The organism is Vibrio sp. HS-50-1 (genome assembly GCF_024747315.1).
Lineage (GTDB): Bacteria > Pseudomonadota > Gammaproteobacteria > Enterobacterales > Vibrionaceae > Vibrio > Vibrio diabolicus.
Window position 1 is genome coordinate 1 of sequence record NZ_JAMPZF010000035.1, and the last position, 25,988, is coordinate 25,988.

At 46.3% G+C, this 25,988-nt stretch carries 25 protein-coding genes and 3 tRNA genes; 15 read left to right on the top strand and 13 right to left on the bottom strand.

All coding sequences use genetic code 11. The features are described 5' to 3' along the window. Positions 1-16 precede the first annotated feature (16 nt). From NDJ01_RS15305 to orn, 4 genes are all read right to left on the bottom strand, one after another. Positions 17-92 (bottom strand) — tRNA-Gly (locus tag NDJ01_RS15305). 30 nt (positions 93-122) lie between these two features. Continuing rightward, a tRNA-Met gene (locus tag NDJ01_RS15310) sits at positions 123-199 on the bottom strand. Between the two features lie 42 nt (positions 200-241). After that, positions 242-317: transfer RNA gene (locus NDJ01_RS15315), tRNA-Gly, on the bottom strand. Between the two features lie 156 nt (positions 318-473). Next, positions 474-1,019 (bottom strand): oligoribonuclease, encoded by a 546-nt coding sequence (gene orn / locus NDJ01_RS15320; protein ID WP_005395387.1) that lies wholly within the window; start codon positions 1,017-1,019, stop codon positions 474-476. Positions 1,020-1,146: 127 nt separating this feature from the next. On the opposite strand from orn, the gene rsgA reads away from it, so the two are divergent. The 4 genes from rsgA (at position 1,147) to NDJ01_RS15340 (ending at position 5,788) form a co-directional block, all read left to right on the top strand. Further along, entirely contained in the window at positions 1,147-2,211 is a 1,065-nt protein-coding gene (gene rsgA, locus NDJ01_RS15325; RefSeq protein WP_005395388.1) for a small ribosomal subunit biogenesis GTPase RsgA, read from the top strand. Positions 2,212-2,327: 116 nt separating this feature from the next. Beyond that, positions 2,328-3,185 (top strand): archaetidylserine decarboxylase, encoded by an 858-nt coding sequence (gene asd / locus NDJ01_RS15330; RefSeq protein WP_258586938.1) that lies wholly within the window; start codon positions 2,328-2,330, stop codon positions 3,183-3,185. Between the two features lie 167 nt (positions 3,186-3,352). Further along, complete coding sequence (locus tag NDJ01_RS15335; protein ID WP_012841332.1) at positions 3,353-4,768, top strand: DASS family sodium-coupled anion symporter; 1,416 nt, start codon at positions 3,353-3,355, stop codon at positions 4,766-4,768. A 132-nt stretch (positions 4,769-4,900) separates the two neighbouring features. Continuing rightward, entirely contained in the window at positions 4,901-5,788 is an 888-nt protein-coding gene (locus NDJ01_RS15340; RefSeq protein WP_258586939.1) for a DMT family transporter, read from the top strand. Positions 5,789-5,870: 82 nt separating this feature from the next. Here NDJ01_RS15340 and gpmM read toward each other — a convergent pair whose 3' ends face one another. Further along, positions 5,871-7,403, bottom strand: coding sequence for a 2,3-bisphosphoglycerate-independent phosphoglycerate mutase (gene gpmM, locus NDJ01_RS15345; protein ID WP_005395398.1), 1,533 nt, complete (start codon positions 7,401-7,403; stop codon positions 5,871-5,873). Positions 7,404-7,950: 547 nt separating this feature from the next. Between gpmM and NDJ01_RS15350 the strand changes: the two genes are divergently transcribed. From NDJ01_RS15350 to NDJ01_RS15370, 5 genes are all read left to right on the top strand, one after another. Further along, a complete protein-coding gene (locus tag NDJ01_RS15350; protein WP_005395399.1) occupies positions 7,951-8,385 on the top strand; it encodes a rhodanese-like domain-containing protein in 435 nt (144 codons plus the stop codon). Positions 8,386-8,632: 247 nt separating this feature from the next. After that, positions 8,633-9,097, top strand: coding sequence for a protein-export chaperone SecB (secB, locus tag NDJ01_RS15355; RefSeq protein WP_005395400.1), 465 nt, complete (start codon positions 8,633-8,635; stop codon positions 9,095-9,097). A 195-nt stretch (positions 9,098-9,292) separates the two neighbouring features. After that, positions 9,293-10,330 (top strand): NAD(P)H-dependent glycerol-3-phosphate dehydrogenase, encoded by a 1,038-nt coding sequence (gpsA, locus tag NDJ01_RS15360; protein ID WP_005496473.1) that lies wholly within the window; start codon positions 9,293-9,295, stop codon positions 10,328-10,330. Positions 10,331-10,408: 78 nt separating this feature from the next. Next, positions 10,409-11,230 carry a serine O-acetyltransferase gene (gene cysE, locus NDJ01_RS15365; protein WP_005395410.1) on the top strand — a complete coding sequence of 274 codons (822 nt, stop codon included), beginning with the start codon at positions 10,409-10,411 and terminating at the stop codon, positions 11,228-11,230. A gap of 26 nt (positions 11,231-11,256) precedes the next feature. Further along, entirely contained in the window at positions 11,257-12,402 is a 1,146-nt protein-coding gene (locus NDJ01_RS15370) for a murein hydrolase activator EnvC (RefSeq protein ID WP_048626686.1), read from the top strand. A gap of 73 nt (positions 12,403-12,475) precedes the next feature. Here the strand turns inward: NDJ01_RS15370 and NDJ01_RS15375 are convergent, their stop codons facing one another. From NDJ01_RS15375 to epmA, 4 genes are all read right to left on the bottom strand, one after another. Continuing rightward, a complete protein-coding gene (locus NDJ01_RS15375; protein WP_258586940.1) occupies positions 12,476-13,432 on the bottom strand; it encodes a DHH family phosphoesterase in 957 nt (318 codons plus the stop codon). Between the two features lie 144 nt (positions 13,433-13,576). Beyond that, positions 13,577-14,212 (bottom strand): TetR/AcrR family transcriptional regulator, encoded by a 636-nt coding sequence (locus tag NDJ01_RS15380; protein WP_005395413.1) that lies wholly within the window; start codon positions 14,210-14,212, stop codon positions 13,577-13,579. A 21-nt stretch (positions 14,213-14,233) separates the two neighbouring features. Then, complete coding sequence (locus tag NDJ01_RS15385; protein ID WP_005395414.1) at positions 14,234-14,608, bottom strand: VanZ family protein; 375 nt, start codon at positions 14,606-14,608, stop codon at positions 14,234-14,236. A gap of 8 nt (positions 14,609-14,616) precedes the next feature. Further along, positions 14,617-15,588: an elongation factor P--(R)-beta-lysine ligase gene (epmA, locus tag NDJ01_RS15390; RefSeq protein ID WP_054868158.1), complete on the bottom strand. Its 972-nt coding sequence runs from the start codon at positions 15,586-15,588 to the stop codon at positions 14,617-14,619. 435 nt (positions 15,589-16,023) lie between these two features. On the opposite strand from epmA, the gene frdA reads away from it, so the two are divergent. Genes frdA through frdD form a run of 4 tightly spaced genes read left to right on the top strand, consistent with a single transcriptional unit; the run spans position 16,024 to position 19,355 of the window. Beyond that, positions 16,024-17,823, top strand: a complete 1,800-nt coding sequence (gene frdA, locus NDJ01_RS15395) for a fumarate reductase (quinol) flavoprotein subunit (protein ID WP_047010259.1) — start codon at positions 16,024-16,026, stop codon at positions 17,821-17,823. Next, complete coding sequence (locus NDJ01_RS15400) at positions 17,823-18,581, top strand: succinate dehydrogenase/fumarate reductase iron-sulfur subunit (RefSeq protein ID WP_005381489.1); 759 nt, start codon at positions 17,823-17,825, stop codon at positions 18,579-18,581. The genes frdA and NDJ01_RS15400 overlap by 1 nt, the downstream gene beginning before the upstream one ends. A 2-nt stretch (positions 18,582-18,583) precedes the next feature. Further along, positions 18,584-18,967, top strand: a complete 384-nt coding sequence (frdC, locus tag NDJ01_RS15405) for a fumarate reductase subunit FrdC (RefSeq protein WP_012841328.1) — start codon at positions 18,584-18,586, stop codon at positions 18,965-18,967. Between the two features lie 10 nt (positions 18,968-18,977). Then, a complete protein-coding gene (gene frdD / locus NDJ01_RS15410) occupies positions 18,978-19,355 on the top strand; it encodes a fumarate reductase subunit FrdD (RefSeq protein WP_005395421.1) in 378 nt (125 codons plus the stop codon). A 103-nt stretch (positions 19,356-19,458) separates the two neighbouring features. Here the strand turns inward: frdD and NDJ01_RS15415 are convergent, their stop codons facing one another. Next, positions 19,459-20,862: an SPFH domain-containing protein gene (locus tag NDJ01_RS15415; protein WP_005395423.1), complete on the bottom strand. Its 1,404-nt coding sequence runs from the start codon at positions 20,860-20,862 to the stop codon at positions 19,459-19,461. A gap of 265 nt (positions 20,863-21,127) precedes the next feature. Then, entirely contained in the window at positions 21,128-21,694 is a 567-nt protein-coding gene (gene efp / locus NDJ01_RS15420; protein ID WP_005395425.1) for an elongation factor P, read from the bottom strand. A gap of 32 nt (positions 21,695-21,726) precedes the next feature. Here efp and epmB point away from each other — a divergent pair, with 32 nt between their 5' ends. Together epmB and NDJ01_RS15430 are read left to right on the top strand one after the other, a co-directional pair. Then, positions 21,727-22,749: an EF-P beta-lysylation protein EpmB gene (gene epmB / locus NDJ01_RS15425; protein ID WP_104974721.1), complete on the top strand. Its 1,023-nt coding sequence runs from the start codon at positions 21,727-21,729 to the stop codon at positions 22,747-22,749. 95 nt (positions 22,750-22,844) lie between these two features. Continuing rightward, entirely contained in the window at positions 22,845-23,342 is a 498-nt protein-coding gene (locus NDJ01_RS15430; RefSeq protein WP_005395427.1) for an MgtC/SapB family protein, read from the top strand. A gap of 99 nt (positions 23,343-23,441) precedes the next feature. On the opposite strand, the gene NDJ01_RS15435 is transcribed toward NDJ01_RS15430, so the two are convergent. After that, the gene (locus NDJ01_RS15435; protein ID WP_005395435.1) at positions 23,442-24,005 is read right to left on the bottom strand and encodes a VC2662 family protein; all 564 of its coding nucleotides are present in this window, start codon (positions 24,003-24,005) and stop codon (positions 23,442-23,444) included. 316 nt (positions 24,006-24,321) lie between these two features. Continuing rightward, positions 24,322-25,968 carry a chaperonin GroEL gene (gene groL, locus NDJ01_RS15440; protein ID WP_005381509.1) on the bottom strand — a complete coding sequence of 549 codons (1,647 nt, stop codon included), beginning with the start codon at positions 25,966-25,968 and terminating at the stop codon, positions 24,322-24,324. Between the last annotated feature and the right edge of the window lie 20 nt (positions 25,969-25,988).

Here is a 25,988-nt window from a genome sequence, read left to right on the forward strand (position 1 = left end):
GTGAGAACTATAAAACTGGAGCGACACACGAGGTTCGAACTCGTGACCTCAACCTTGGCAAGGTTGCGCTCTACCAACTGAGCTAGTGTCGCATATCAACAGCAGTCGCTATTGATAGAATTTGGTTGCGGGGGCCGGATTTGAACCGACGACCTTCGGGTTATGAGCCCGACGAGCTACCAAGCTGCTCCACCCCGCGTCCGTATTGTGTCACCGTTAAGTACCGTGAGAACTATAAAACTGGAGCGACACACGAGGTTCGAACTCGTGACCTCAACCTTGGCAAGGTTGCGCTCTACCAACTGAGCTAGTGTCGCATCAACAACGTTTCCGCTGTTTAGGGCTGCGAATTATAAGAGCATTTTTTTGTGATGCAAGTCCTTCCTTCAAAAAAACTTTATTTTTTTACTGAACGATGAAAAAGCAATCAAAAGCGATATAAATTACAACAATTTGGATCGCAACCTTAACAGTTAAATCTTGAAAATAGTACCACGATAGTACTTAAGTTCTGCAATCGACTCGCGAATGTCGTCCAAGGCCAAATGTGTTCCCTGTTTTGTGAACCCATTTAATACTTCAGGTTGCCAACGACGCGCCAATTCTTTAAGAGTGCTGACGTCAACATATCGGTAATGAAAGAACTCTTCTAATTCCGGCATGTGTTTGTACAAGAAGCGACGATCCTGCCCAATGCTGTTACCACATATTGGCGACGCCCCTTTCGGCACCCATTTTTCTAAGAATTCAATGGTTTGTGCGACCGCATCTTGTTCTGAGATTTTACTGTTGCGAACGCGTTCCACCAAGCCGCTTGCCGTATGCGTATTGGTGCACCAATCGTCCATTTTCGCTAGCTCTTCTTCCGGCTGATGAATCGCTAATACTGGACCTTCAGCCAAAATATTTAGCTCGCTATCCGTGACAATAGAAGCAATTTCAATGATTTTGTGCGTTTCAGGATCAAGCCCTGTCATCTCTAAATCAACCCAAATTAGGTTTTGATCGCTAAAGGACATGGTTACGCCGCCTATTTGTTTATCGATAAAAGAGGTACTATACCTCAAAATACGGGAAACACGATACTCACTCAGAGCCAAGATCACGGCTCAACCATTTGAGTAAATTCACATAAAGTACAGAATTGTGGCAAAGAAGAAAAAGTTAACCAAAGGTCAAGTGCGACGCGTACGCAGCAACCAACAAAAGCGTTTAAAAAAGCAAGAAGAGTCCATCCAGTGGGATGAAAACATGCTAGGCGCAAGCAAACAAGGTCTCGTGATCACTCGTTTTGGCCAGCACGCGGATATTGAAGACCTTGAAACAGGCGAGATTCAACGCTGTAACCTTCGCCGTGGTATCGAATCTTTAGTATCTGGCGATCGAGTTTTATGGCGCGAAGGCTTGGAGTCTATGGCTGGCATTTCTGGCGTTGTTGAAGCGGTAGAACCTCGTTCTTCAGTGCTCACTCGTCCAGATTACTACGATGGCCTAAAGCCCGTAGCTGCCAATATTGATCAAATGGTCATTGTCTCCTCGGTACTGCCCGAGCTATCACTGAATATTATTGACCGTTACCTCGTAGCATCAGAAACACTGAATATCGCACCATTGCTGGTCTTAAACAAAGTCGATCTTCTAGAAGCCGATGATCGTGCAATGTATGAAGAATGGCTCAAAGAATATGAACGCATTGGCTATAAAGTGCTTCTGGTAAGCAAGAAGTCTGGAGAAGGCATTGCTGAACTAGAAACTCTGCTGCGTGACCGAATTAATATCTTTGTTGGTCAATCAGGCGTAGGGAAATCCAGCTTAGTCAACGCGTTAATGCCGGAACTAGAGAGCGAAGTGGAAGAAGGCGAAGTTTCCGAGAACTCTGGCTTAGGCCAACACACCACGACAGCAGCGCGCTTGTATCATATTCCGACGGGTGGCGACTTGATCGACTCGCCTGGAGTGCGTGAATTTGGGCTTTGGCATTTGGAAGCAGAAGAAGTAACGAAAGCATTCGTTGAATTCCGACCATACTTAGGCGGTTGTAAGTTCAGAGATTGTAAGCACAATGACGACCCTGGCTGCCTTCTACGTGAAGCTGTTGAGAAAGGGGAAATCAACGAAACTCGCTTTGAAAACTACCATCGCATTTTGGAAAGCATGGTTGAAAACAAAGCAAACCGTCAGTATTCACGCAATAAGAAAGCCGATCTGTAATTAAGTTAAGACTGTAACTGTGTAAAAAGTCTTCACCTAATACTGACAAGCAAATTAAATTTCAGTAACATCACGCGCCCTAAAGCGCGAATCTAACAGAAGTATCGGAATTAAAGATGGACAAGTTTAAAGTTGGACTGCAGTACTGGATCCCACAACACGGCCTCACTCGCCTAATGGGTAAACTGGCTTCAGCAAAAGCTGGCGGTCTAACAACAGCAGTTATTCGTTGGTTTATCAAACAATACAATGTGAACATGGATGAGGCGAAGCACTCAGATCCTAAGCATTTTAAAACGTTCAACGAGTTTTTCATTCGTGAGCTAAAAGAGGGCGCACGCCCAATTTCTGAAGGCGAAAACGTCATCACTCACCCAGCCGACGCTTGTGTTAGCCAATTTGGCCCTATTGAAGATGGTCAACTTATCCAAGCAAAAGGTCATCACTTCTCAGCGCAAGAACTGCTGGGCGGTGACGCGAATTTAGCAAACGAATTTAAAGATGGATCTTTTGCCACGCTGTACCTGTCTCCGCGCGATTACCATCGTGTACACATGCCGTGTGACGGCACACTGCGCCAAATGATTTACGTGCCTGGTGACCTGTTCTCGGTAAACCCACTTACGGCAGAAAACGTTCCAAATCTATTCGCACGTAACGAGCGTGTGGTGTGTATCTTTGACACTGAGTTTGGTCCAATGGCACAAGTGCTTGTTGGTGCGACAATTGTTGGCAGCATTGAGCAAGTGTGGGCTGGCACGATCACTCCGCCTCGTGGCAATACTGTCTACAAATGGGATTACCCAGCTGAGGGTGACAAGGCCGTGATCTTGAAAAAAGGCGAAGAGATGGGCCGCTTCAAACTGGGTTCTACTGTTATTAACCTGTTTGCCAAAGACGCGATTGAGTTTGACGCAAGCATGGAAAACGGTAAGCCAACCGTAATGGGCACACCTTACGCCTTGAAAAAATAAGCAAAATCCCGTTAAAAGAGCCCTTTTTCAAGGGCTCTTTTTATTGATAAAAAGCAAAATTCCGTTCAAAATTTAGCCTCTATTTCTCAAACTCATACCTGCCTCTAAGACCTTCATTCCACAATCAATTATCCTGCACTTAGGATGAATATTTAGAGGGGCAGCCAATGCCAAAGATGAGTGTAAACACGCTGGCGAAATTGCTGGTGTGCTTTTTAATTCCGCTCGGTGTTTTGATGATGCCGATTGATGCTATTCCTATTGATGATCTTACTTTAATTCAGCATCGCCTGTTGGCTATTTTTCTGCTTGCTGCCCTACTTTGGGTTCTTGAGCCGGTCCCCGTTTTTGCTACGTCCATTCTTATTATCGCTCTTGAACTGATCATGATATCGGATAAAGGTTTGCATCTATTTCGCAATCCACCAGCGGGGCATGATTTAGGAGAGTTAATTGCTTACACCGATATTTTCTCTGCTTTCTCTTCACCGATCATTATTCTTTTTATGGGTGGGTTTGCCCTCGCCATCGCGGCTTCCAAATACGAACTCGACAACAATCTCGCCCGAGTGCTACTAAAACCATTCGGCACACAACCTAAGTTCATCATGCTGGGTTTGATGCTCATTACCGCCGTTTTTTCAATGTTCATGTCCAACACTGCCACGACGGTCATGATGTTGGCGCTGCTTGGTCCAATCGTCGCTTCTGCACCTAAAGGGGATTTAGGGATTAAAGCGCTGGTGCTGTGCATTCCAATTGCCGCGAATACTGGCGGCATTGCAACTCCGATAGGTACGCCACCTAACGCAATAGCGCTCCAATACCTCACCGGAGAAAACGCCATAGACTTCTTATCTTGGATGACAATGGGCCTACCATTTGTGCTGATACAACTCACTGTTGCTTGGTTTTTGTTGCAGAAGCTGTTTCCGTCCAGCGAACCAGAAATGAAACTAAAGCTGGATGGTACGTTCAAAAAGAGCTGGCGCGCGATCGTCGTCTACATCACTTTTGCACTAACCATTGTGCTTTGGATGACGACAAAAGTGCACGGCATGAACACGTATGTTGTTGCGATTATCCCGCTTGCGGTCTTCACCTTAACGGGCATTATGGGCAAAGAAGAACTCAAGCTGATTAACTGGGATGTTTTATGGCTGGTTGCCGGTGGTATCGCAATTGGTATTGCCTTAGACAAAACAGGCTTAGCCGAAGCATTAGCACACGCCATTGATTACAGCTTACTATCACCATTTGCCGTTGTCTTTGCCCTATCGGTCGTATGTTGGTTAATGGCGAACTTTATGTCTAATACCGCAACGGCAAACTTATTAATGCCTATTGCTGCCGCTATTGGTACATCCATGCCAAGCCTTATTGCGGTTGGTGGCCTACAAGGTTTACTGGTTGTCGTCGCATTCTCCGCATCACTTGGCATGATCTTACCGGTTTCCACGCCACCAAACTCTTTGGCTTATTCAACAGGCCTAATCGAGAGCAAAGACATGGCGAAAGTGGGGCTGATTCTTGGTTTGATTGGTCTATTTATCGTGTATGGCGCAGTTCTGGTGCTGTTTTAATCGATAAGCTCCGTGACAGAGCTTGTTGTCATGGAGCTGTTCGCCAGCTATTACCCTCACAGAGCAGCTTTTACATCCATTAAATTTCGTGCATATTAAGACTCCTCAAATCTACAAGGACGTCGACACATCATGGGTTACGAATGGCTTGCTTTATGTGCCGCTTTTCTGTGGGCAGTTTCTAGCCTTATTTCTGTCATTCCTGCACAACACCTAGGCGCTTTTTCTTACAGCCGCTGGCGCATGGGCTGTACGGCCGTAATCTTATCAACAATGGCCTGGATAACTGGCGGCTGGTTAACGGTTTCTGGGGAACATGTAACGCCAATGATGGCGTCGGGTCTGATTGGAATTTTCATCGGTGATACCGCTCTGTTTGCGTGCTTGAATCGTATGGGACCAAGACAAGCCGGACTACTATTTTCCTGCCATGCGGTATTCTCTGCCATTTTGGGCTACTTCTTATTTAGCGAAGTCATGACCACAATAGAACTACTGGGCGCATCCTTGGTATTTAGCGGCGTAGTGATGGCGATATTCTTTGGTCGAAGAGGCCAAGTGAATAACGTCTTGGAAGAAATTAAAGGTAACATCTGGGTGGGCATTGGACTTGGCTTAACCGCAGCAATGTGCCAAGCATTGGGCGGCATCATCGCCAAGCCAGTAATGCAAACCAGCATTGACCCCGTTGCGGCTTCTGCTATTCGAATGATCAGTGCATTTTTCGCCCACAGCATGTTGTTAGTTCTAGGGGTCAAAGTCGCTCGCTCGACACAACACATTACTTGGCGAGTATTTGGTATTACTGCGCTTAACGGTTTCTTGGCGATGGCCGTCGGCATGACGCTGATCTTATACGCACTGCAAGAAGGAAATGTAGGTATGGTTGCACTGCTATCTTCAACCACGCCAATTATGTTGCTACCGCTACTCTGGATTTACACTAAACGCCGACCAAACCGATTTGCATGGTTGGGCGCAGCCCTAGCTGTGATTGGTGCTGGCATTTTGGTTCAATAACCTTACAGACCAGCCCTTGTTGCCAGATACAAAAAAGCCCGAGTTTAAACTCGGGCTTTTGTCATTCTGAGCAGTTAGTTAATTATTTAACTAGCACTTCACCCGTCATTTCTGCTGGGATTTCTAGACCTGCTAGAGAAAGCATGGTTGGTGCAAGGTCAGACAGTTTGCCGCCTTCTTTGAACTCAACCGCTTTATCACCTACGTAAATAAGAGGAACCGGTAGGTTAGTGTGCGCTGTGTGAGTACCACCCGTTTCTGGGTCAACCATCATTTCTGCGTTACCGTGGTCCGCAGTGATCAGTAGCTGACCGCCAACTTCTTTGATTGCTTCAACTACTTTGCCAACACTTTCATCTAGCGCTTCGATTGCTTTCTCAGCTGCTTCGTAAACGCCAGTGTGACCAACCATATCTGCGTTCGGGTAGTTACAGATGATAGTGTCGAACTTACCAGACTTGATCGCCGCAACCAGTTTCTCTGTAAGCTCAGGGGAGCTCATTTCTGGCTGAAGGTCGTAAGTGGCTACTTTTGGAGAAGCAACAAGCTGGCGCTCTTCGCCTTCAAATTCGTTTTCAACACCGCCGTTGAAGAAGAAAGTCACGTGTGCGTATTTCTCTGTTTCAGAGATACGTAGCTGAGTTTGACCTTGCTTAGACAGCCACTCACCGTACGTGTTTTCTAGAGACGCTGGTGGGAATGCGATTGCTAGAGGGATATCTGCCGCGTATTGAGTCAACATAACGAAGTTAACTGCCGGGAATACCGCACGCTCAAAACCATCAAAGTCAGGCACGAATGCGCGAGTGATTTGACGAGCACGGTCAGCACGGTAGTTCATGAAGATAACCGCATCACCGTCTTGCATGATTGCGTCTTCTTCGCCTTCCGCTTTAATTGCTGTCGCTTTCACGAACTCATCGTTCTCTTCACGAGCGTAAGCGGCTTCTAGACCAGCAACGGCGGTTTCTGCTGTAAACTCAGCTTTCGCTTGAGTCAGAAGATCGTAAGCCACTTGAACGCGATCCCAGTTGTTGTCACGGTCCATAGCGTAGTAGCGACCTACTAGAGAAGCAACACGACCTTTACCTAGTTTCGCGAATAGATCTTGGAAACGTTGTAGCGAGTTTTCAGCACTACGTGGTGGCGTGTCACGACCGTCTAGGAAACAGTGTAGGTAGATTTTCTCAGCGCCACGAGCCGCTGCCATTTCAACCGCTGCGTAGATATGGTCTTCATGAGAGTGTACGCCACCTGGAGACATCAGACCCATGATGTGTACCGCTTTCTCTGCTTTAACAGCAGCATCAACTGCTTCAACAAGCGCTGGTGTTTCAGCGAACTCACCGTCAGCGATCGATTTAGTGATACGAGTTAGATCTTGGTATACAACGCGACCTGCGCCAATGTTAGTGTGACCAACTTCTGAGTTACCCATTTGACCATCAGGAAGGCCAACATCCATGCCTGAAGCAGAGATTAGAGTGTGTGGGTTATTCGCAATCAGAGCATCCATTACTGGTGTTTTCGCATTCGCAATTGCGTTACTTGCTGTGTCTTCACGGTAACCGTAACCGTCAAGGATAACTAGAGCCAGTGGCTTCTTAGCTGACATAGTGATGACCTCATCAAATTTAAGTAACTTTTGGCGTAGGGCCTCGCTGCCCTATCTAACCTTGAAACAAAACTAGCGTAATTTTACTACACTTTTTAACCAAAACTGTAGGTTAAGATCAAATAATGTTTGCGATTTATTGTTGCTATCTTACAAGTTAAGCGAACAACGAGTCAGTGCCGACAAACGTGTTCCACAAGCATAGTCATTCCTAATACGCTTTGTACACCCCAGTCTAGGTTCGGTTTTCTTACGCTTCTGATTCTTGTTTTTGCACCTGAAACAGCGCTTATTTAACGCATGATCGAACAAGATTGGTTAGTTCCTATTGTTCGCTTTTTTCGGTAAAACAAAAGTCACTTAAGTCGATAAATCCAATAGGCAAAAACAATCAAGCTACCATAGTCCAAGGCACGGATGGCAATAACATAAAGGGTTTATAGAGATCTCAATTATTCGTTAGAAAATTTTAACCCTCTCGCCTAAGAGGCTTAACCCCGCTATACTCCTGCTTTATTTTTCCGCCAACAGCGTAAGAGCTCAAGACATGCAAGAGTACATTGAATTTTTCCAACAGAACATGATTCTATCTTTGGTTTGGGTAGGTCTTCTTGTCGCCTTTATCATGAACATCGTGAAGTCAGCGACGGCCGCATACAAAGAAATCAACGTAAACCAACTGACTCATCTTATGAACCGTGAAAACGGCGTTGTAGTGGATATCCGCACAAAGGACGAGTTCAAAAAAGGTCATATCACCGACTCACTTCACATTTTACCGTCAGATATCAAAGCGGGTAACTTTGGTAGCCTTGAAAACCACAAATCAGACCCAATCATTGTGGTATGCAAGACAGGGCAAAACGCTCAAGAAAGCGCGAACCTATTAGTAAAAGCAGGCTTTGAAAAAGTAAGCCTACTGAAGAACGGCTTGATTGCATGGAACGAAGCGAACCTGCCTTTAGTACGTGGTAAAAAGTAATACCCGGCAGCTTCGATAACGTGGCAGAGGCAAAAGACAAGGTACGCATTCAAGCGTGTTTTTGCCAAGCTTCGTGGATAATAAACTGAGCAAATTGAAAGCAGTTGAAGCATTAAGTTGTGACGCTTTGCACGTAATACACGCTTCATCTAGTCAAGGTAGATTGGCTCAGTTAGTCTCGGGACATACCAGTTTTCTGAGCTTAGACGTTTCTAGGCTCTACAAATATTTATTTAAGGATTAAAAAATGGCTGAAGCAGCACCTCAAGAAGCACAACAAAACTTCGCAATTCAACGCATCTTCCTAAAAGACGTTTCTTTCGAAGCGCCAAACTCTCCAGTAATCTTCCAAAAAGAATGGAACCCAGACGTTAAACTAGACCTAGACACTCAAAGCCGTGAGCTTGGTGAAGGCGTTTACGAAGTGGTTCTACGTCTAACCGTTACTGTGAAGAACGAAGAAGAGACAGCGTTCCTATGTGAAGTTCAACAAGGTGGTATCTTCACTGCTGAGCAAATGGAAGCAGGCCAACTTGCACATTGCCTAGGCGCATTCTGCCCGAACATCCTATTCCCATACGCTCGTGAAACTATATCAAGCCTAGTGGTTAAAGGTACGTTCCCTCAACTGAACCTAGCGCCAGTTAACTTCGACGCGCTATTCATGAACTACCTACAACAGCAAGCTCAACAAGGCGAAGCTGAAGCGTAATTCACGTTTTGTAAGTGACGAATAGCCTGAGTGCTGACGTCACCGACTCTAATAAAATGCACAGAGCGTCTACCATCCGATGCAATGTGCATTTTTTATTTCTGACAAAAGTTCCTAGTTCCTAATCGCCAGAAGGCGTAAAATTTGACGATTAGGAACTAGATTCTACTAGTAGAAAGACAATTAGGCGGTAGCATGACACAAGCAAATACAAACAATGCTTACGGTAAAGACATCGCAATGACGGTGATTGGCGCAGGTTCATACGGTACCTCTCTGGCGATCTCACTCGCTCGTAACGGCGCGAACGTAGTCCTTTGGGGACACGAGCCTGAGCACATGGCACGTTTAGAAGCGGATCGCGCGAACCACGCTTTCTTACCTGGTGTTGATTTCCCTGAAAGCTTGATCATTGAATCGGATTTAGAAAAAGCCGTACAAGCAAGCCGAGATTTATTGGTTGTGGTTCCAAGCCATGTTTTTGGCATCGTACTGAACAGCTGTAAGCCTTTCTTACGTGAAGACTCTCGTATCTGCTGGGCAACCAAAGGTCTTGAGCCAGAAACGGGTCGTCTGCTGAAAGACGTCGCTTATGACATTATCGGTGAAAACTACTCACTGGCTGTATTGTCTGGCCCAACGTTCGCCAAAGAGCTCGCGATGGGTCTACCAACTGCGATTTCCGTTGCCTCTCCAGATGCGGAATTTGTGGCGGATCTGCAAGAGAAAATCCACTGTAGCAAAACCTTCCGCGTGTACGCGAACAACGACTTCATCGGCATGCAACTTGGCGGTGCAGTGAAAAACGTTATCGCAATTGGCGCAGGTATGTCAGACGGCATCGGTTTTGGTGCAAACGCACGTACTGCGTTGATTACCCGTGGCTTGGCTGAAATGAGCCGCCTTGGCGCTGCACTTGGTGCCAAACCAGAAACCTTCATGGGTATGGCTGGTTTAGGTGACTTAGTTCTTACGTGTACCGACAACCAGTCACGTAACCGCCGCTTTGGTTTAGCGCTAGGTCAAGGTAAAGACGTCGACACGGCACAAGAAGAAATTGGCCAAGTCGTAGAAGGCTACCGCAACACGAAAGAAGTATGGATGCTCTCTCAACGCATGGGTGTTGAGATGCCAATTGTTGATCAAATTTATCAAGTATTGTATCAAGGGAAGGATGCACGCCTGGCAGCGCAAGATTTACTTGCTCGTGACAAAAAAGCCGAAGGAAAGTAGCACTCTACGCCCCTTCGCACCTCATCTGAGAAGAATAGAAGTTGTCGGGTCACGGAAGAACCACTCAGGATATTGAGAATGAAACACTGCGAAAAACAAAAAGTCTGGAACAGAATTGTCTCAGAAGCCCGCGAAATGTCAGAGCAAGAGCCAATGCTGGCCAGCTTTTACCATGCCACCATCATCAAGCATGAAAGTTTCTGTGCCGCGCTCAGCTACATTTTGGCAAACAAGTTAAACACGGCATCGATGCCAGCAATGGCAGTACGTGAAGTGGTAGAAGAAGCGTTCTCTGCCGACCCAACCATTACCGATTGTGCCGCTTGTGACATTTGTGCCACGGTTAATCGCGACCCTGCAGTTTCGATGTACTCTATGCCGCTGCTGTACTTAAAGGGCTACCACGCTCTGCAAGGCTACCGCGTGGCAAACTGGCTATGGAAACAAGGGCGCCATGCACTGGCCACCTACCTGCAAAACCAAATTTCGGTTGCGTGTCAGGTAGACATTCACCCGGCAGCACGCATTGGTAGCGGCATCATGCTCGACCACGCAACGGGGATCGTCATCGGTGAAACTGCGGTTATCGATAATGACGTCTCAATTCTACAAGACGTTACCTTAGGCGGTACGGGTAAAGAGTGCGGCGATCGTCACCCGAAAATCCGTGAAGGTGTGATGATTGGTGCAGGTGCAAAAATTCTTGGCAATATCGAAGTGGGCGAAGGCGCGAAAATCGGCTCTTGCTCTGTGGTATTGCAAGCAGTACCACCACACACAACTGTGGCGGGGGTTCCTGCAAAAATCGTCGGTCGTCCAAAAACGGACAAACCTTCTCTCGATATGGATCAAGGCTTTAATGGTAAATCACAAAGCTTTATCCATGGAGATGGTATTTAATCGTCAACAAACCTTTTGACAACAACGTGGTAGGTAAATCTCAAGTGCGAAAACAAAATCACCCTGTTCTACGCTCGGCTATTTTATTAACTTGTGCTTTATCTGCCACATATCCCCTCGCCTCTTCTGCCGCTAGTCAACAAGAGCTCAAAGGCGTATCAAGTGAGATAAGCCGTCAACGCAAATCTCTCTCTTCCCAAGAAAAGCAACTCAATGAGCTACAAAAATCGCTCAAAGAGCAAGAACTTGGCATTTCTAAACTTGAGCGCGAAATAAGACAAACCAAATCTGAGCTGGCACAAGCAGACAAAAACATAGACAAGCTAGAAGAGAAAATTGCCTTGCAAGAAGCGCAGCGCCAAGAGCAAGAGGAAGAGCTCAAACAGTTGCTGCAAACGTATTACGTGACTGAACGAGCAAAAGCCAATGGGCACTTGTTGAATCAAGGTGTGGAAGAAGACCGCATGAGTCAATACTTCCAGCACTTAGCCAAAGCGCGTGCGGAAGTGATTGATGCAATCACCAAAACCACTCAAGAATTGGCACACAACAAAAACCAGCTTGAGCTAGAAAAAGAGCAAATCGAGACGTTACTCAAACAGCAATCTGAGAAACGTACGGCGCTGGCAAGTACACAATCCAAACGTAAGCAAACCCTGAATAAAATTCAGAGCAGTATCAAGAACGATAAACGCTACCTTGCTGAACTGCAGCGCAACGAAACACGCCTAAAAGCCGAGATCGCCAAAGCGGCTAAGCGTAATGCCGTGCCAATGGACGGACTGGGCAAACAGCGCGGTAAACTGCCATGGCCACTCAAAGGTCGTGTATTACACAACTTCGGTACTCGCCAAACCGGGCAAGTAAACTGGAAGGGCATGGTGCTTGCGGCCAATTATGGTCAACAAGTGAAAGCCGTTTATCCTGGTACTGTCGTATTTGCGGAGTATTTACGCGGTTATGGCTTAGTGGTATTGCTTGACCACGGCAAAGGTGACATGACGCTCTACGGCTACAACCAAGCGTTGACGAAAAAAGAAGGCGATCGCGTGACCGCTGGCGAAGTGATCGCTCTTGCGGGTGATACTGGCGGGCAAGATCGTGCATCACTCTACTTCGAAATTCGCCGCAACAGTGAAGCGCAAAACCCGAAATCTTGGTTGAAGCGCTGATTATCTGACTCATCGACTTATAATAAAAAAGGAGCCACTCGGCTCCTTTTTTGTATTCATATTTTGGCAAATGCTATGCGTAGTACGTTTCTACCGCATCAATAAAAGCACTTACATCATCTTTGCTTAATGTGTTGATGCCTGCCGCCGCTTCTCGGCCGCCACCAGTTGGAAACTGTCCACACACGGCAACGGCGCCTTGTTTGTTGTTCAACGGGGCACGTAGAGAGACCGTGTAAGTGCCATCTGCATTTTCGGTGAGTACTGCATGAGCAGAATCTGGGTTTTGATTTGCCAGCCAGTTGCCATACACACCGCTGATTCGACGTGATGCGGCCGTGTTTGGTAGCTCGAACAGCTTTAGCTTACCGCTCTCATGCGTGGCAGGCACTGCCAGAGCGGCATCCATATCTTGTAGGTAAGCAGACTGCAGTTGGTAGTAAGGCGAAGTTTTATCTTCAATTACATCAAATGGCGACGTGTACTTCAGCAAGGCTTGGTACAAACCCGCAGGATGGAAATGTAAGTCATCCACTTTCGAACCGTAACCGTTGTAATTAATCAAAGTGCCAAGCTCTTTAAGCTGCGCTTTCTGATCGTGTGACAATCCGACCTTGTCAGCCAATTCATCTGCTTTCGCGATCATGTTATCGCCATAAGCCGCCGTAATCGCCCATATGTGAAAACGTCCATTTAGCAATTGATCGACAATCAACGCCGTACACATGTTGGCATCGAGATCGATGTGCGCATCCAAGTTGCCATGCTGAGGAATATCACCCGCCTTATGGTGATCGGCGTAAAACACGTGCGCGCCTTGAGCCAATGCTTGCTCTAGGCCTACCATGTTCTTTTCCATCGAAATGTCTAACACCGTTAGCTCATCACCCGCTTGCACGTCTACTTTTTCCACCAGCTTGATATCGCGCTTTACACCAGTAATTAACTGAGCCTCGATAGGATCAGCCAAGCGTAATTGTAGAAGCGCAATGATGCCATCAGCATCGCCATTAAAAATGTCGTAATTCATGGAGCGATAGTTCCTTTATCGAGAGTCATATCCCAGAGAGGGCTGAACGGTATGAGGACTATTGTGCGTGGCATATTTGACAAGTCAACTCGAGCCACGACTCGAAAATGAGAGTGACTCTCGAAATATTAAGCAGTTTGACGTTTAACTGTGTAGATTGCTGACTGCATCTTCCAGTAACAGTAGCTGCTCTAACCCCTGCTCAGTTGCTAATGGCTTAACGACATTAAGCATCTGCAACATCCCTTGCTTCACCATTTGCTCAGTGATGCTGGTTTTCGAAGCCATTGCAGATTGATATGCCAACCAGCTACACGCAATCAAATGCAACGTACACACCAGTGACTTCAACTGCTGTTGATCAACATTAAGCAGCTTTAGCGATACAAACTCTTGCATGATCGCAATGAGGTTCGCTTGCAGCTTTTCTTGCACATCGATGTACTGCTCATGTAACTGCTCATCTCGTGACAAGATCTCAGGTAGATTCGCGTAGAAAAAGCGGTATTTCCACATTAGCGTAAAGATGGAGTCTAGGTAGCTCTTCAGCATAGTCAGGCTTTCTTGTGAGCCTTGAATAGGGGTAAATCTTTCTAAAAGTTCTGCTGAATAAAGCGCAAAGATCTCACGAACGATTTCTTGCTTATTACGGAAGTGGTAATACAGATTACCTGGGCTAATTTCGATGTGATCGGCAATGTGATTGGTGGTGATGTTGCGTTCACCATGTTGGTTGAACAACTCCAGTGCCGCGTAGACGATTTTGTCGCGCGTTTTCATTGTTATCGTGTTCCCTCTTCATTAACGAATCGAGTATAGCGACTTCACCAACCTAGGTCGATAGAGGCTCCAAATACGGTAACATAACAGACCAGTTAGAATACCCGTTGAGTTGGCGACAAGGTCTAACCAAGAAGTTTGTCTTCCGACATACCCTTGTAGCCATTCGATGGCAGCACTAAATAATAAGATACCAATCGCCACCGCCCAACGTTGACGCCAACGCCACACGCAAAAGCAACCTAAAAACGCAAATCCGCTGTACGCCATGGCGTGCTGCATTTTATCAAGATACGCAATGTTGCCCCAATCTTGCAACTCTCCCGAGCTCAACGATAAGTAAGCGATCAGTATTGCGTAGCTGAGAATGACCAAACGTGCAGCAGCCAAGTTCATTGAATATCCTATGCGATTGGGAATGGAAAAGCCGTCACTTGATCAATGTGGTCACAGCCGAGCGCTAGCATGATCAAACGATCGATGCCTAACGCAACACCCGCACAATCTGGCAACCCTGCCTCCAATGCGGAGATCAAATGATAGTCGATTGGCTGCGGTTTTAAACCCATGTCGAGACGCTTCGCGTTATCTTGTTCAAAACGCGCCAGTTGCTCTTTCGGGTTATCGAGTTCATGGAACCCATTTGCCAGCTCAATTCCCTTAAAATACACCTCAAAGCGATCCGCAACACGATGGTCTTGAGGATTGATTTTCGCAAGCGCCGCCTGTGATGCCGGGAAGTCGTACACGAAAGCAGGCACATCCTGACCAATTTTGTGTTCGACTCCCACGCTAAATAGCAATTGCAGTAACGTATCGCGATCTTCTTCAGGCTCTGCAATGTCACTCAAACCCAGCTTGCTTGCCGCTGTTTTCAGCTCCGTCATCGAGCCTTCTAGTGGGCACACACCCAACACATCAATGAAGGCTTGTTGATACGTCATGCGCTGCGCTGCGCCACACTTCAATACCAGTTGCAACAGATCATCCATTTCATCCATCAATTTATGATGGTCAAAGCCAACGCGATACCACTCCAACATCGTGAATTCTGGATTGTGGTAACGACCATTTTCTTCGTTACGAAATGCTTTGTTGATTTGATAAATACAACCGCTGCCAGCCGCCAGCAGGCGCTTCATGTGGAATTCAGGGCTGGTCATAAAGAACAGCTTGCTACCATCGGCGTAACCCGGGCCAACAAACTCGGTTTGGAAAGTATGCAAATGAATGTCGGTCACGGTTGCGTGACTCATGGCTGGCGTGTCGACTTCCATCACCTGTCGATCAGCGAAGAATTGGCGAATCGACGCGATTAACGTCGCACGTTGACGAAGTTGGTCAATGGAAGCAGTAGGTTGCCAGTTGGTTTGCATAACAAGTCTCTCAAACTTTAATTCAGCGAGGAAAGTCTCATTCTACATGCTTTTTACTCTTCAAGAAGAGAGGAATATCCCTTCTTCTTTTTACTAACGTGCTCGCCTATTTGAGGCAAGTATTACTCGTGCCGCAGCACAAAAAACACTCAGTTAAAATCCTATTATCCATGCGGTTAATGTCACGCAACACAGGTTTAACATCCCTAATGTTAATGCTTGAGGGCCAAAACCTCGATGCCGTGATAGCAGTCACATAACCTATAAATTCTATGCCCTTAAGTGCATTACCGAAGCAAAAACCCAATTACATCAATTTTTCTGCCATGTGGCTCATCTACACTAACCCTACTACTTTTGGGGAGTTCTTTTTAAAGAGCGCCTCGTAATGACAATAACAAGCGGATTTCCGCAATCACACACTGGAGGATAACTGTGCAAATTATCACCACAGATATCGCAGTCATCGGCGCAGGCGGCGCTGGTCTTCGTACTGCTATTGCAGCGGCTGAAGCAAACCCAGACTTAGAAGTCGCTCTGATTTCTAAAGTTTATCCAATGCGCTCCCACACGGTCGCTGCAGAGGGTGGCTCAGCAGCAGTTATCAAGGATGAAGATAGCTTAGACAACCACTTCAACGACACTGTTGGCGGTGGTGACTGGCTATGTGAACAGGACGTTGTTGAATACTTTGTAGAGAACGCGACTCGCGAAATGATCCAAATGGAGCAATGGGGTTGCCCATGGAGTCGTAAAGAGAACGGTGAAGTCAACGTACGCCGCTTTGGTGGTATGAAGGTTGAACGTACTTGGTTCGCTGCAGATAAAACTGGCTTCCACATGCTTCATACGCTATTCCAGACATCCATGAAGTACAGCAACATCAAACGCTTTGATGAATACTTTGTGGTGGATCTGCTTGTTGATGAAGGCGAAGTTCAAGGTTTGATTGCTATTCACATGTCTGAAGGCGAGCTTGTTACTATCAAAGCAAAATCTGTTGTTCTAGCAACAGGTGGCGCGGGCCGAGTTTACCACTGTAACACCAACGGCGGTATCGTAACGGGCGATGGTATGGCAATGGCTTACCGTCACGGCGTTCCTCTACGTGATATGGAATTCGTTCAATACCATCCAACCGGTCTTCCTGGCACAGGTATCCTGATGACGGAAGGTTGTCGTGGTGAAGGCGGTATCATCGTTAACAAGAACGGCTACCGTTACCTACAAGATTACGGCATGGGCCCTGAAACTCCAGTTGGCCAACCGAAGAACAAATACATGGAACTGGGTCCTCGTGACAAGGTTTCTCAAGCTTTCTGGCACGAACAACAGAAAGGCAACACCATCAAACACCCTCTTGGTGATGTGGTACACCTTGATCTTCGCCACCTAGGTGAAGAGTACCTACAAGAGCGTCTACCATTCATCTGTGAGCTAGCAAAAGCTTACGTGAACGTAGACCCTGCAAAAGAGCCAATTCCAATTCGTCCAACGGTTCACTACACCATGGGTGGTATCGAGACAAACGGCGGCTGTGAAACTCGCATTAAAGGTCTATTCGCGGTTGGTGAATGTGCGTCTGTTGGTCTTCACGGTGCAAACCGTCTAGGTTCTAACTCACTGGCTGAGTTCGTGGTATTTGGTCGCGTAGCGGGTGAAAACGCAGTGAAACGCGCTGAAGAATTCAAAGGTTGGAACGAGTCTGCAATCGATGCTCAAGTGAAAGCAGTTGAAGAGCGTATCGCCAAACTGATGAACCAAGAAGGTGATGAGAACTGGGCAAACATCCGTACTGAAATGGGTCATACCATGGAAGCGGGTTGTGGTATCTACCGTCAAGAAGATTTGATGCAAGAAACCATTAACAAGATCACCGAACTAAAAGAACGCTACAAACGCATCAGCATTAAAGACAAAGGCAAGGTGTTTAACACTGATCTTCTGTACGCAATTGAAGTGGGTTACGGCCTAGAAGTCGCAGAAGCGATGGTTCACTCTGCGATTCTACGTAAAGAGTCTCGCGGCGCGCACCAACGTCTGGACGACGGTTGTACAGAACGTGATGACGTGAACTTCCTAAAACACTCACTTGCTTTCTACAAACCAGATTCAGCGCCAAGTATCGATTACAGCAATGTGACTATCACTAAGTCACAACCAAAAGCTCGTCTATACGGTGAAGCAGCAGAAAAAGCCGCAGCTGAAGAGAAGAACGCAGAGGAGCAAGCATAATGTCAGCAAATCGCATTCAAAAAGTAGACATTCTGCGTTATGACCCAGAAAAAGATGCAGAACCATACAAGCAAACATTCGAAGTGCCATTCGATGAAACCATGTCTGTGCTTGACGCACTGGGCTACATTAAAGATCACCTAGACAAAGATCTGTCTTACCGTTGGTCTTGCCGTATGGCGATCTGTGGTTCTTGCGGCATCATGGTGAACAACGTACCGAAACTTGCTTGTAAGAGCTTCCTACGTGATTACCCAGACGGTGTGACTATCGAGCCTCTAGCGAACTTCCCAATCGAGAAAGACTTGATTGTTGATATGACGCCGTTCATCGAACGTCTTGAAGCAATCAAACCGTACATCATTGGTAACGACCGTAAACCAGAAGACGGTACGAACTTGCAAACGCCAGAGCAAATGGCGAAATACAAGCAGTTCGCTGGTTGTATCAACTGCGGTCTATGCTACGCGGCGTGTCCTCAGTTTGGTCTAAACCCTGAATTCATCGGTCCTGCGGCACTAACGCTAGCGCACCGCTACAACCTAGACAGCCGTGACAACGGTAAAGATGAGCGCATGAAGCTTATCAACGGTGAAAACGGTGCTTGGGGTTGTACGTTTGTTGGTTACTGTTCTGAAGTTTGTCCGAAGAACGTTGACCCAGCAGCGGCAGTAAACCAAGGCAAAGTGGAGTCTTCTATGGACTTCGTGATTGCTATGTTGAAACCTGATGGTTCACCAAAGAAAGTGGAGGCATAAGGATGAGCAATCGTAAACCTTACGTTCGTGAAGTAAAACGCACTTGGTGGAAGAACCATCCTTTCTACCGCTTCTACATGCTACGTGAAGCGACTGTGCTGCCTTTGGTCCTATTCACTCTGTTCCTAACTTTCGGTTTAGGTTGCTTGGTGAAAGGCCCTGAAGCATGGCAAGGTTGGTTGGATTTTATGGCAAACCCAATCGTAGTCGCAATCAACATCGTTGCACTACTAGGTAGCCTATTCCACGCTCAAACTTTCTTCAGCATGATGCCGCAAGTAATGCCAATTCGTTTGAAAGGCAAACTGGTGGACAAGAAAATCATCGTATTGACTCAGTGGGCCGCGGTTGCGTTCATCTCACTGATCGTTCTCATCGTGGTGTAAGGAGCTGAGCATGAAACCGAATTATAGTGTAAACACATCACCAAAACGTTCTGATGAGCCAATCTGGTGGGGTCTATTTGGTGCTGGCGGTACTTGGTTCGCGATGATCACGCCAATCACGGTATTGGTGCTAGGTATCTTGGTCCCACTAGGCGTGATTGATGCAGAAGCGATGAGCTACGAGCGTGTCTCCGAATTCGCAACCAGTATCATCGGTGCGCTATTCATCATTGGCACCCTAGCTCTACCAATGTGGCATGCGATGCACCGTGTACACCACGGCATGCACGACCTTAAATTCCACACTGGTGTGATAGGTAAAATTGCATGCTATGCATTTGCAGGCCTCATTACTGCACTAGCCGTTATCTTTATCTTCATGATTTAAGATACTGACTAAAAAAGAAAAAGCTGGCTCTATGCCAGCTTTTTTTATTGCTTTGGGTTACCCATGATCTTTTTGCTTTTTAAGCTTTTGACCACCCATGATCTTATTGCTGTATGACCTTCTTCGTTTGGTCCATAAGACCCAGGGCACCAAAGCCAGTAATCACATCTAGGTTTGTTTTCAAGCCCGTTTCTTCGCTACCACCAATGTAGTTTTGTGGCATCTGAACTTGGAAGTTTTGCAAGTTGTTGTACAACGAGTTCGCTACGTCTCGATTCAACTCTGCCAAATAAACTTCACGGTTTGCCCCTAACGCCGAGTACTTCGCTTTTAGGACCTCAGATTCTGCACGACCTTTCGCTAATATCGCTTTCGCTTCAAACTCAGCAGAAAGTGCGTTCGCCTTTTGAATGGCTAAGTTAGCCTCTGCGATAGCTAGCTCTTTCTCCTTCTCGACTTCAGCAAGTCGTTTGGTTTTTTCCACTTCAACGATTTCACGCTCTGCAATCTGACGTGCAACTTCCACTTCTTTTTGCTGAGCAATAATAGCGAGTTCTTTACCACGCTGAGCGTCTTGCACTTCACGTGTTCGTTGAATCTCTTTGCGTAACTGCTCGGTCTCCGCCTGTGCTTTCGACGTTTCTTGTTCCTGAATCGCGCGAATACGATCCGCCACTAAACGCTTTTTATCCGCCAATAGCTGATCTAACTGCTTTTCTGGCTGTGGATCACCAATGGTCACCTGCGTCACTTGAATACCGTATTGTTGTAACGGGTTGTCTTGACGAATTGGTTGCCCGGTTTTATCTACAACTGGCACCGTTTTCCAAACCAGTTGATTGGTGCGCTGTAGTTGGTTCGCATTGGCCTGATTCGCCCCAACAGGCGCAAGATCCAACTCTTCCACTTCAACCTGACGTCGCTCTGTTAGATAAATCCCCTCTCGCAACTGATCGCCAAGTTTCGATTTGAACTGGTTCAAACCACCTTGGAAAAACTCTTCACCCGTGTATTGGGTAGCAGTAATCACCGTCACGTTACGTGCGTTCTTTACAAGCAACGCATCAATCAAGTTACTATTGTTGCGGAACTCTTTGTGCATCTTCTTCACCGCTTCAGGGTCATTACTGAGCTTGAAGCGGAATGTTACGGGGATCTGACCAATGTAGGTGTCGGCAAATCGAACCTGAATCGCATCAAGACGTTGATAAAAATCTTCGCCCTTGCTGTTACCGAATGACACAGTGATCACTTGGTCATACTTGGTGATTTTGGACAGAAATGGCATACGAAAATGAATGCCAGGTTCAGTAAACACATCCAACTCACCAGTGATATTGTTCTGATGCACGTAGCTGTAACCTGCATCGGTCATCAGCACAGAGCTATTAATCGTTAAGCCTATTGCCAACAGCGGTACGCCAAACACCGCAGCTTTCAATCCTTTGTGTAGTAACTGACGTCTTTCTTCCACCTTTAAACCCCTTCCTAAGCCTCTGCTTTCCATTTTGTTCTCCTTTTTGGATTGTTACTGAGTTAAATCGATAAAAATCAGATTGCTATGCAACTCAACAACAAGAACTAATGTATCAAAATGTTACATTAAGGAATAATCGACAGATTCATGAAATAAATAAGATTTTTACGAATAATACAAAATCATCGAAAATTTGCGGAGGATATCGATTTTCTATGCAGGAACATTCAAGAGAGAATTACAGGCAATAAAAAAGGCCGCCGAAGCGACCTTTCAAACAATCAATCTAAAGTACTTACTTCACACGGCCTACGTATTCAGCCGTACGAGTATCAACGCGAATCACTTCACCAATTGAGATGAACAGAGGAACACGAACAACAGCGCCAGTTGATAGCGTAGCTGGTTTACCACCAGTACCTTGAGTATCACCTTTCAGGCCTGGATCTGTGTCTACCACTTCTAGCTCAACGAAGTTTGGTGGAGTAACAGTAATTGGGTTACCGTTCCAAAGAGTGATCATACAAGTGTTGTTTTCTACCAACCACTTAGCGTTGTCACCTACTGCTTTTGCGTCCGCTGCGATCTGTTCAAACGTTTCACTGTTCATAAAGTGGTAGAATTCGCCGTCTGAATATAGATAATCTAGGTCGATATCCATTACGTCTGCCACTTCACAAGTGTCACCAGACTTGAATGTTTTCTCTAGCACTTTACCAGAAAGAAGTTTACGAATTTTAACGCGGTTGAACGCTTGGCCTTTACCTGGTTTAACGTATTCGTTTTCCAGAATTACACAAGGCTCGTTATCAAGCATTAACTTAAGACCGCCTTTAAATTCATTGGTGCTAACTGTAGCCATTTTTTCCTCTTACATTCTTAGAGCTAAATTCAATGCCGCACATAATAACCCGAAAAGTCGAATCTGTTGAGCAAAACTGGCTCAAACAGTTGGCGAATGGGATCTCTGATCCTGCAAAATTGCTCGAAATACTGGAAATTGATCCTTCACCGTGGCAAGACGGGTTTGCCGCGCGCAAGCTGTTTGCACAGCGTGTACCGCAAAGTTTTGTCGATAGGATGGAGAAAGGCAACCCTAAAGACCCTCTTTTACGTCAGGTTTTACCATTAAGTGACGAATTTGAAGTACATCCGGGCTATTCCAACGATCCGTTAGAAGAGCAGGATAATGAAGTCCCTGGTCTGCTACACAAGTATCGCAACCGCGCCCTAATGATTGTCAAAGGTGGCTGCGCGGTAAATTGCCGTTACTGTTTTCGTCGTCACTTCCCTTATCAAGAAAATAAAAGCGGGAAACAAGCATGGACAAAGTGCTTAGAGTACATGGCGCAGCAACCAGAGTTGAACGAAGTCATCTTCTCAGGTGGTGACCCATTAATGGCAAAAGACGATGAAATTCATTGGCTTTTGGAACACATTGCTCACATACCTCACATCAAACGTCTGCGTATTCATAGCCGTTTACCTGTGGTGATTCCAGCTCGCGTCACTGATGAACTATGCCAACTGCTGCAAGCATCAAGGTTACAAATCATCCTCGTGACTCACATCAACCATGCCAACGAAATCAATGACGAATTTGCTGAACAGATGTTCAAGCTCAAAAGAGCAGGCGTTACGCTTCTAAACCAAGGCGTTCTGCTGAAAGGCGTGAATGATTCGGTAGAAGCTCAAGTGGCGTTAAGTGAGGCCTTATTTGACGTGGGTATCTTGCCCTATTACCTCCACGTTCTTGATAAAGTGCAAGGCGCAGCGCACTACTTTATTTCAGACGAAGAAGCAAAAGCTATTATGCGCGGACTCATCACACGTGTATCGGGTTATCTGGTACCAAAACTCACACGAGAAATTGGTGGCAGGCCAAGTAAAACGCCGTTGGATTTGCATTTAGAATAGGTCCTGACGCTCAATTAAATTTGTCGTCACGACCGTTCCTTTTTGTTCGCTTTGCACGGTAAGTCTATGCATACTCCGCTCTTTTGGAGGTCAAGATGCATACAGCACTCGAACAAATTTTCGATCTTGGCCCATTCAGCTGGCCTGCCCTACTATGCTGTGCCATTAATGGGCTAATGATCGGTATCGAACGCCAAACTCGTGGTAAACCTGTTGGCATTCGCACGGCAATTCTTATTATTTCAGGCACTTACCTGTTTATGTCGATGGCAGTATCGTTATCGCCAAATACACTCGATCAAGCACGCGTGCTTGGTCAGATTATTACTGGCGTCGGCTTCTTAGGTGCAGGGGTGATGATGACACTCGATGGAAAAATCCACGGCGTAACATCCGCAGCGGTTATTTGGGTACTGGCAGGATTAGGGTTGATGATCGGTTTGGGTTATTTAACGCAGTCGGTGGTCATTACCCTACTGGCTTTAACGGTGTTGCTGGGCGTGGATAAAGCAGAAAACCACATCAAAGCATTGCGCCGAGGGGTTCACCAAAGAATTCAACAACGCAAAACCTCATCCCGCTTAATTAAATAGTTAACGCGCCGATAACTCGCTTCCCCCCATCAGTAATTAAAAAGCCCTCGACGAATATCGAGGGCTTTCGGTATCTAAAGATTCTGACTTGCTCAGGGATTATTTAGCGAAGTTGATGAGTGGGAAACACTTGAAGAAACCGTTATCCGCACAGTTCAAAAGACCAATTTGTACGCCATCAATTTGATCGGTCATGTTGAAAAAACCAAACTGGAAGTTAGACTTTTTAGAGATACTCGCCAAGCCCACATCCGCCATGGTGTAGCCTTCAGAATAGTTCACCGCGCTCCAGTTCAAGCCTTTTACATTGTTCGTAATGTTGACAGCACCCAAGTTAACACCCGTCGTCTGACCTTGGTTCCAGTTAACTAAGCCTAAAGACGCGCCTTTCATTTCTTGATTTACTTTTGCTGCACCAAAAAACAGACCGAAGTTCACTCCTGTCGTACGATCCGTTTCTGACATACCAAGCAGTGAAAAGTCGACACCTTTAACCTCATTCACCTGTCCATGCAACACGGCTAAACGAACACCACCAACTGACGAGTTAGAAGGTGCGTTTGTGTTGTCGATAGTAGAGAACATCACAGGTGTACTGTCAGCAAGAGCAACTGGTGATGCGATAGCGGCTGCAACCGCCAATGACGTCATAAGCTTTTTCATTTTCATCTCCATGATGGGAAGCAACAATTTACAACATAGTGTAATGTTCAGATTTTGCGCTATCCACGTTCAAAAAGTGTTAGCGGTAGGTCAGATTTAACCATCTGACTCAAAAGAAAAAATTTTATCGCTTCTATTTTCATGTTTTTCCACTGACATTTCTTGAACTCGCCTCTCACAATCGAAGCCACACCAGAATGCTATATTTCTCGGATAACGCGCATAAAAAAGTCGAGGCAAATGCCTCGACTTTTAAAGGTTTGGTCGGTTATCTTTCCGCTATAAGGATTCCCTTAGAGCAAAGAGATAAGCTGGCTTACATCATGCCACCCATACCGCCCATGCCACCCATGCCGCCCATGTCAGGCATCGCTGGTGCGTCTTTTTGCGGTAGGTCAGTAACCATTGCTTCAGTCGTGATCATCAGACCCGCAACCGATGCTGCGAACTGTAGCGCAGAACGAGTTACTTTCGTTGGGTCTAGAATACCCATCTCTAGCATGTCGCCGTATTCGCCTGTTGCCGCGTTGTAACCGTAAGAGCCTTCACCCGCTTTCACGTTGTTCGCAACCACTGAGTCTTCCTCACCTGCGTTCTTCGTGATTTGACGGATTGGCGCTTCCATTGCACGTAGTGCAACGCGGATACCAACGTTTTGCTCTTCGTTGTCACCCGTTAGGTGAGCAATCTTAGATGCCGCGCGGATAAGTGCAACACCACCACCAGCAACAACACCTTCTTCAACCGCTGCACGAGTTGCGGCTAGCGCATCTTCTACACGGTCTTTCTTCTCTTTCATTTCAACTTCAGTTGCTGCACCAACTTTGATTACTGCAACACCGCCAGCCAGTTTCGCTACGCGCTCTTGTAGTTTCTCTTTGTCGTAATCTGAGGTTGCGTCTTCGATTTGTTGACGAATTTGAGCTACGCGACCAGAGATCATCTCTTCTTCACCGATACCATCGATGATAGTCGTGTTTTCTTTCGTGATAGAAACACGCTTCGCTTGACCTAGATCTTCTAGTGCTACTTTTTCAAGCTCTAGACCGATTTCTTCAGAAATCACAGTGCCGCCTGTTAGGATAGCGATGTCTTGTAGCATTGCTTTACGACGGTCACCGAAGCCAGGTGCTTTCACCGCTGCAACTTTCACGATGCCACGCATGTTGTTGACAACCAATGTTGCTAGCGCTTCGCCTTCTACATCTTCTGCGATGATAAGCAGTGGACGAGACGCTTTCGCTACAGCTTCTAGCGTTGGAAGAAGTTCACGAATGTTTGAGATCTTCTTATCAACTAGCAAGATGAATGGGTTTTCTAGATCAACACTGCCTGACTCTTGGTTGTTGATGAAGTAAGGAGATAGGTAACCGCGGTCGAACTGCATACCTTCAACTACGTCTAGCTCATCTTGTAGCGCCTGACCTTCTTCAACAGTGATAACGCCATCACGGCCCACACGCTCCATTGCTTCAGCAATGATGTTACCTACGCTTGCGTCTGAGTTTGCAGAGATAGTACCAACCTGTGCGATCGCTTTCGTGTCGTTACATTCAACAGAAAGCTCTTTTAGTTGCTCTACTGCTGCAGCTACTGCTTTGTCGATACCACGCTTAAGGTCCATTGGGTTCATACCCGCTGCGACTGCTTTTAGACCTTCGTTTACGATAGATTGTGCTAGTACTGTTGCTGTTGTTGTACCGTCACCTGCCGCGTCGTTTGCTTTAGACGCAACTTCTTTAACCATTTGTGCGCCCATGTTCTGGAATTTATCTTCCAGTTCAATTTCACGCGCTACTGATACACCATCTTTCGTGATAGTCGGTGCACCAAAAGATTTGTCTAGAACGACATTACGTCCTTTAGGACCCAGTGTTACTTTTACTGCGTCAGCCAGAACGTTTACACCTTCTAGCATTTTAACTCGTGCGTCATTACCAAATTTAACGTCTTTAGCAGCCATCTTTGATTTCCTTTCTAAAA

Coding starts and splice junctions, on each gene's coding strand:
- orn (WP_005395387.1), bottom strand. CDS start 1,019: ATGTCCTTTAGCGATCAAAACCTAATTTGGGTTGATTTAGAGATGACA.
- asd (WP_258586938.1), top strand. CDS start 2,328: ATGGACAAGTTTAAAGTTGGACTGCAGTACTGGATCCCACAACACGGC.
- NDJ01_RS15335 (WP_012841332.1), top strand. CDS start 3,353: ATGCCAAAGATGAGTGTAAACACGCTGGCGAAATTGCTGGTGTGCTTT.
- NDJ01_RS15340 (WP_258586939.1), top strand. CDS start 4,901: ATGGGTTACGAATGGCTTGCTTTATGTGCCGCTTTTCTGTGGGCAGTT.
- gpmM (WP_005395398.1), bottom strand. CDS start 7,403: ATGTCAGCTAAGAAGCCACTGGCTCTAGTTATCCTTGACGGTTACGGT.
- NDJ01_RS15350 (WP_005395399.1), top strand. CDS start 7,951: ATGCAAGAGTACATTGAATTTTTCCAACAGAACATGATTCTATCTTTG.
- secB (WP_005395400.1), top strand. CDS start 8,633: ATGGCTGAAGCAGCACCTCAAGAAGCACAACAAAACTTCGCAATTCAA.
- gpsA (WP_005496473.1), top strand. CDS start 9,293: ATGACACAAGCAAATACAAACAATGCTTACGGTAAAGACATCGCAATG.
- cysE (WP_005395410.1), top strand. CDS start 10,409: ATGAAACACTGCGAAAAACAAAAAGTCTGGAACAGAATTGTCTCAGAA.
- NDJ01_RS15375 (WP_258586940.1), bottom strand. CDS start 13,432: ATGAATTACGACATTTTTAATGGCGATGCTGATGGCATCATTGCGCTT.
- NDJ01_RS15380 (WP_005395413.1), bottom strand. CDS start 14,212: ATGAAAACGCGCGACAAAATCGTCTACGCGGCACTGGAGTTGTTCAAC.
- NDJ01_RS15385 (WP_005395414.1), bottom strand. CDS start 14,608: ATGAACTTGGCTGCTGCACGTTTGGTCATTCTCAGCTACGCAATACTG.
- epmA (WP_054868158.1), bottom strand. CDS start 15,588: ATGCAAACCAACTGGCAACCTACTGCTTCCATTGACCAACTTCGTCAA.
- NDJ01_RS15400 (WP_005381489.1), top strand. CDS start 17,823: ATGTCAGCAAATCGCATTCAAAAAGTAGACATTCTGCGTTATGACCCA.
- frdC (WP_012841328.1), top strand. CDS start 18,584: ATGAGCAATCGTAAACCTTACGTTCGTGAAGTAAAACGCACTTGGTGG.
- frdD (WP_005395421.1), top strand. CDS start 18,978: ATGAAACCGAATTATAGTGTAAACACATCACCAAAACGTTCTGATGAG.
- NDJ01_RS15415 (WP_005395423.1), bottom strand. CDS start 20,862: ATGGAAAGCAGAGGCTTAGGAAGGGGTTTAAAGGTGGAAGAAAGACGT.
- efp (WP_005395425.1), bottom strand. CDS start 21,694: ATGGCTACAGTTAGCACCAATGAATTTAAAGGCGGTCTTAAGTTAATG.
- epmB (WP_104974721.1), top strand. CDS start 21,727: ATGCCGCACATAATAACCCGAAAAGTCGAATCTGTTGAGCAAAACTGG.
- NDJ01_RS15430 (WP_005395427.1), top strand. CDS start 22,845: ATGCATACAGCACTCGAACAAATTTTCGATCTTGGCCCATTCAGCTGG.
- NDJ01_RS15435 (WP_005395435.1), bottom strand. CDS start 24,005: ATGAAAAAGCTTATGACGTCATTGGCGGTTGCAGCCGCTATCGCATCA.
- groL (WP_005381509.1), bottom strand. CDS start 25,968: ATGGCTGCTAAAGACGTTAAATTTGGTAATGACGCACGAGTTAAAATG.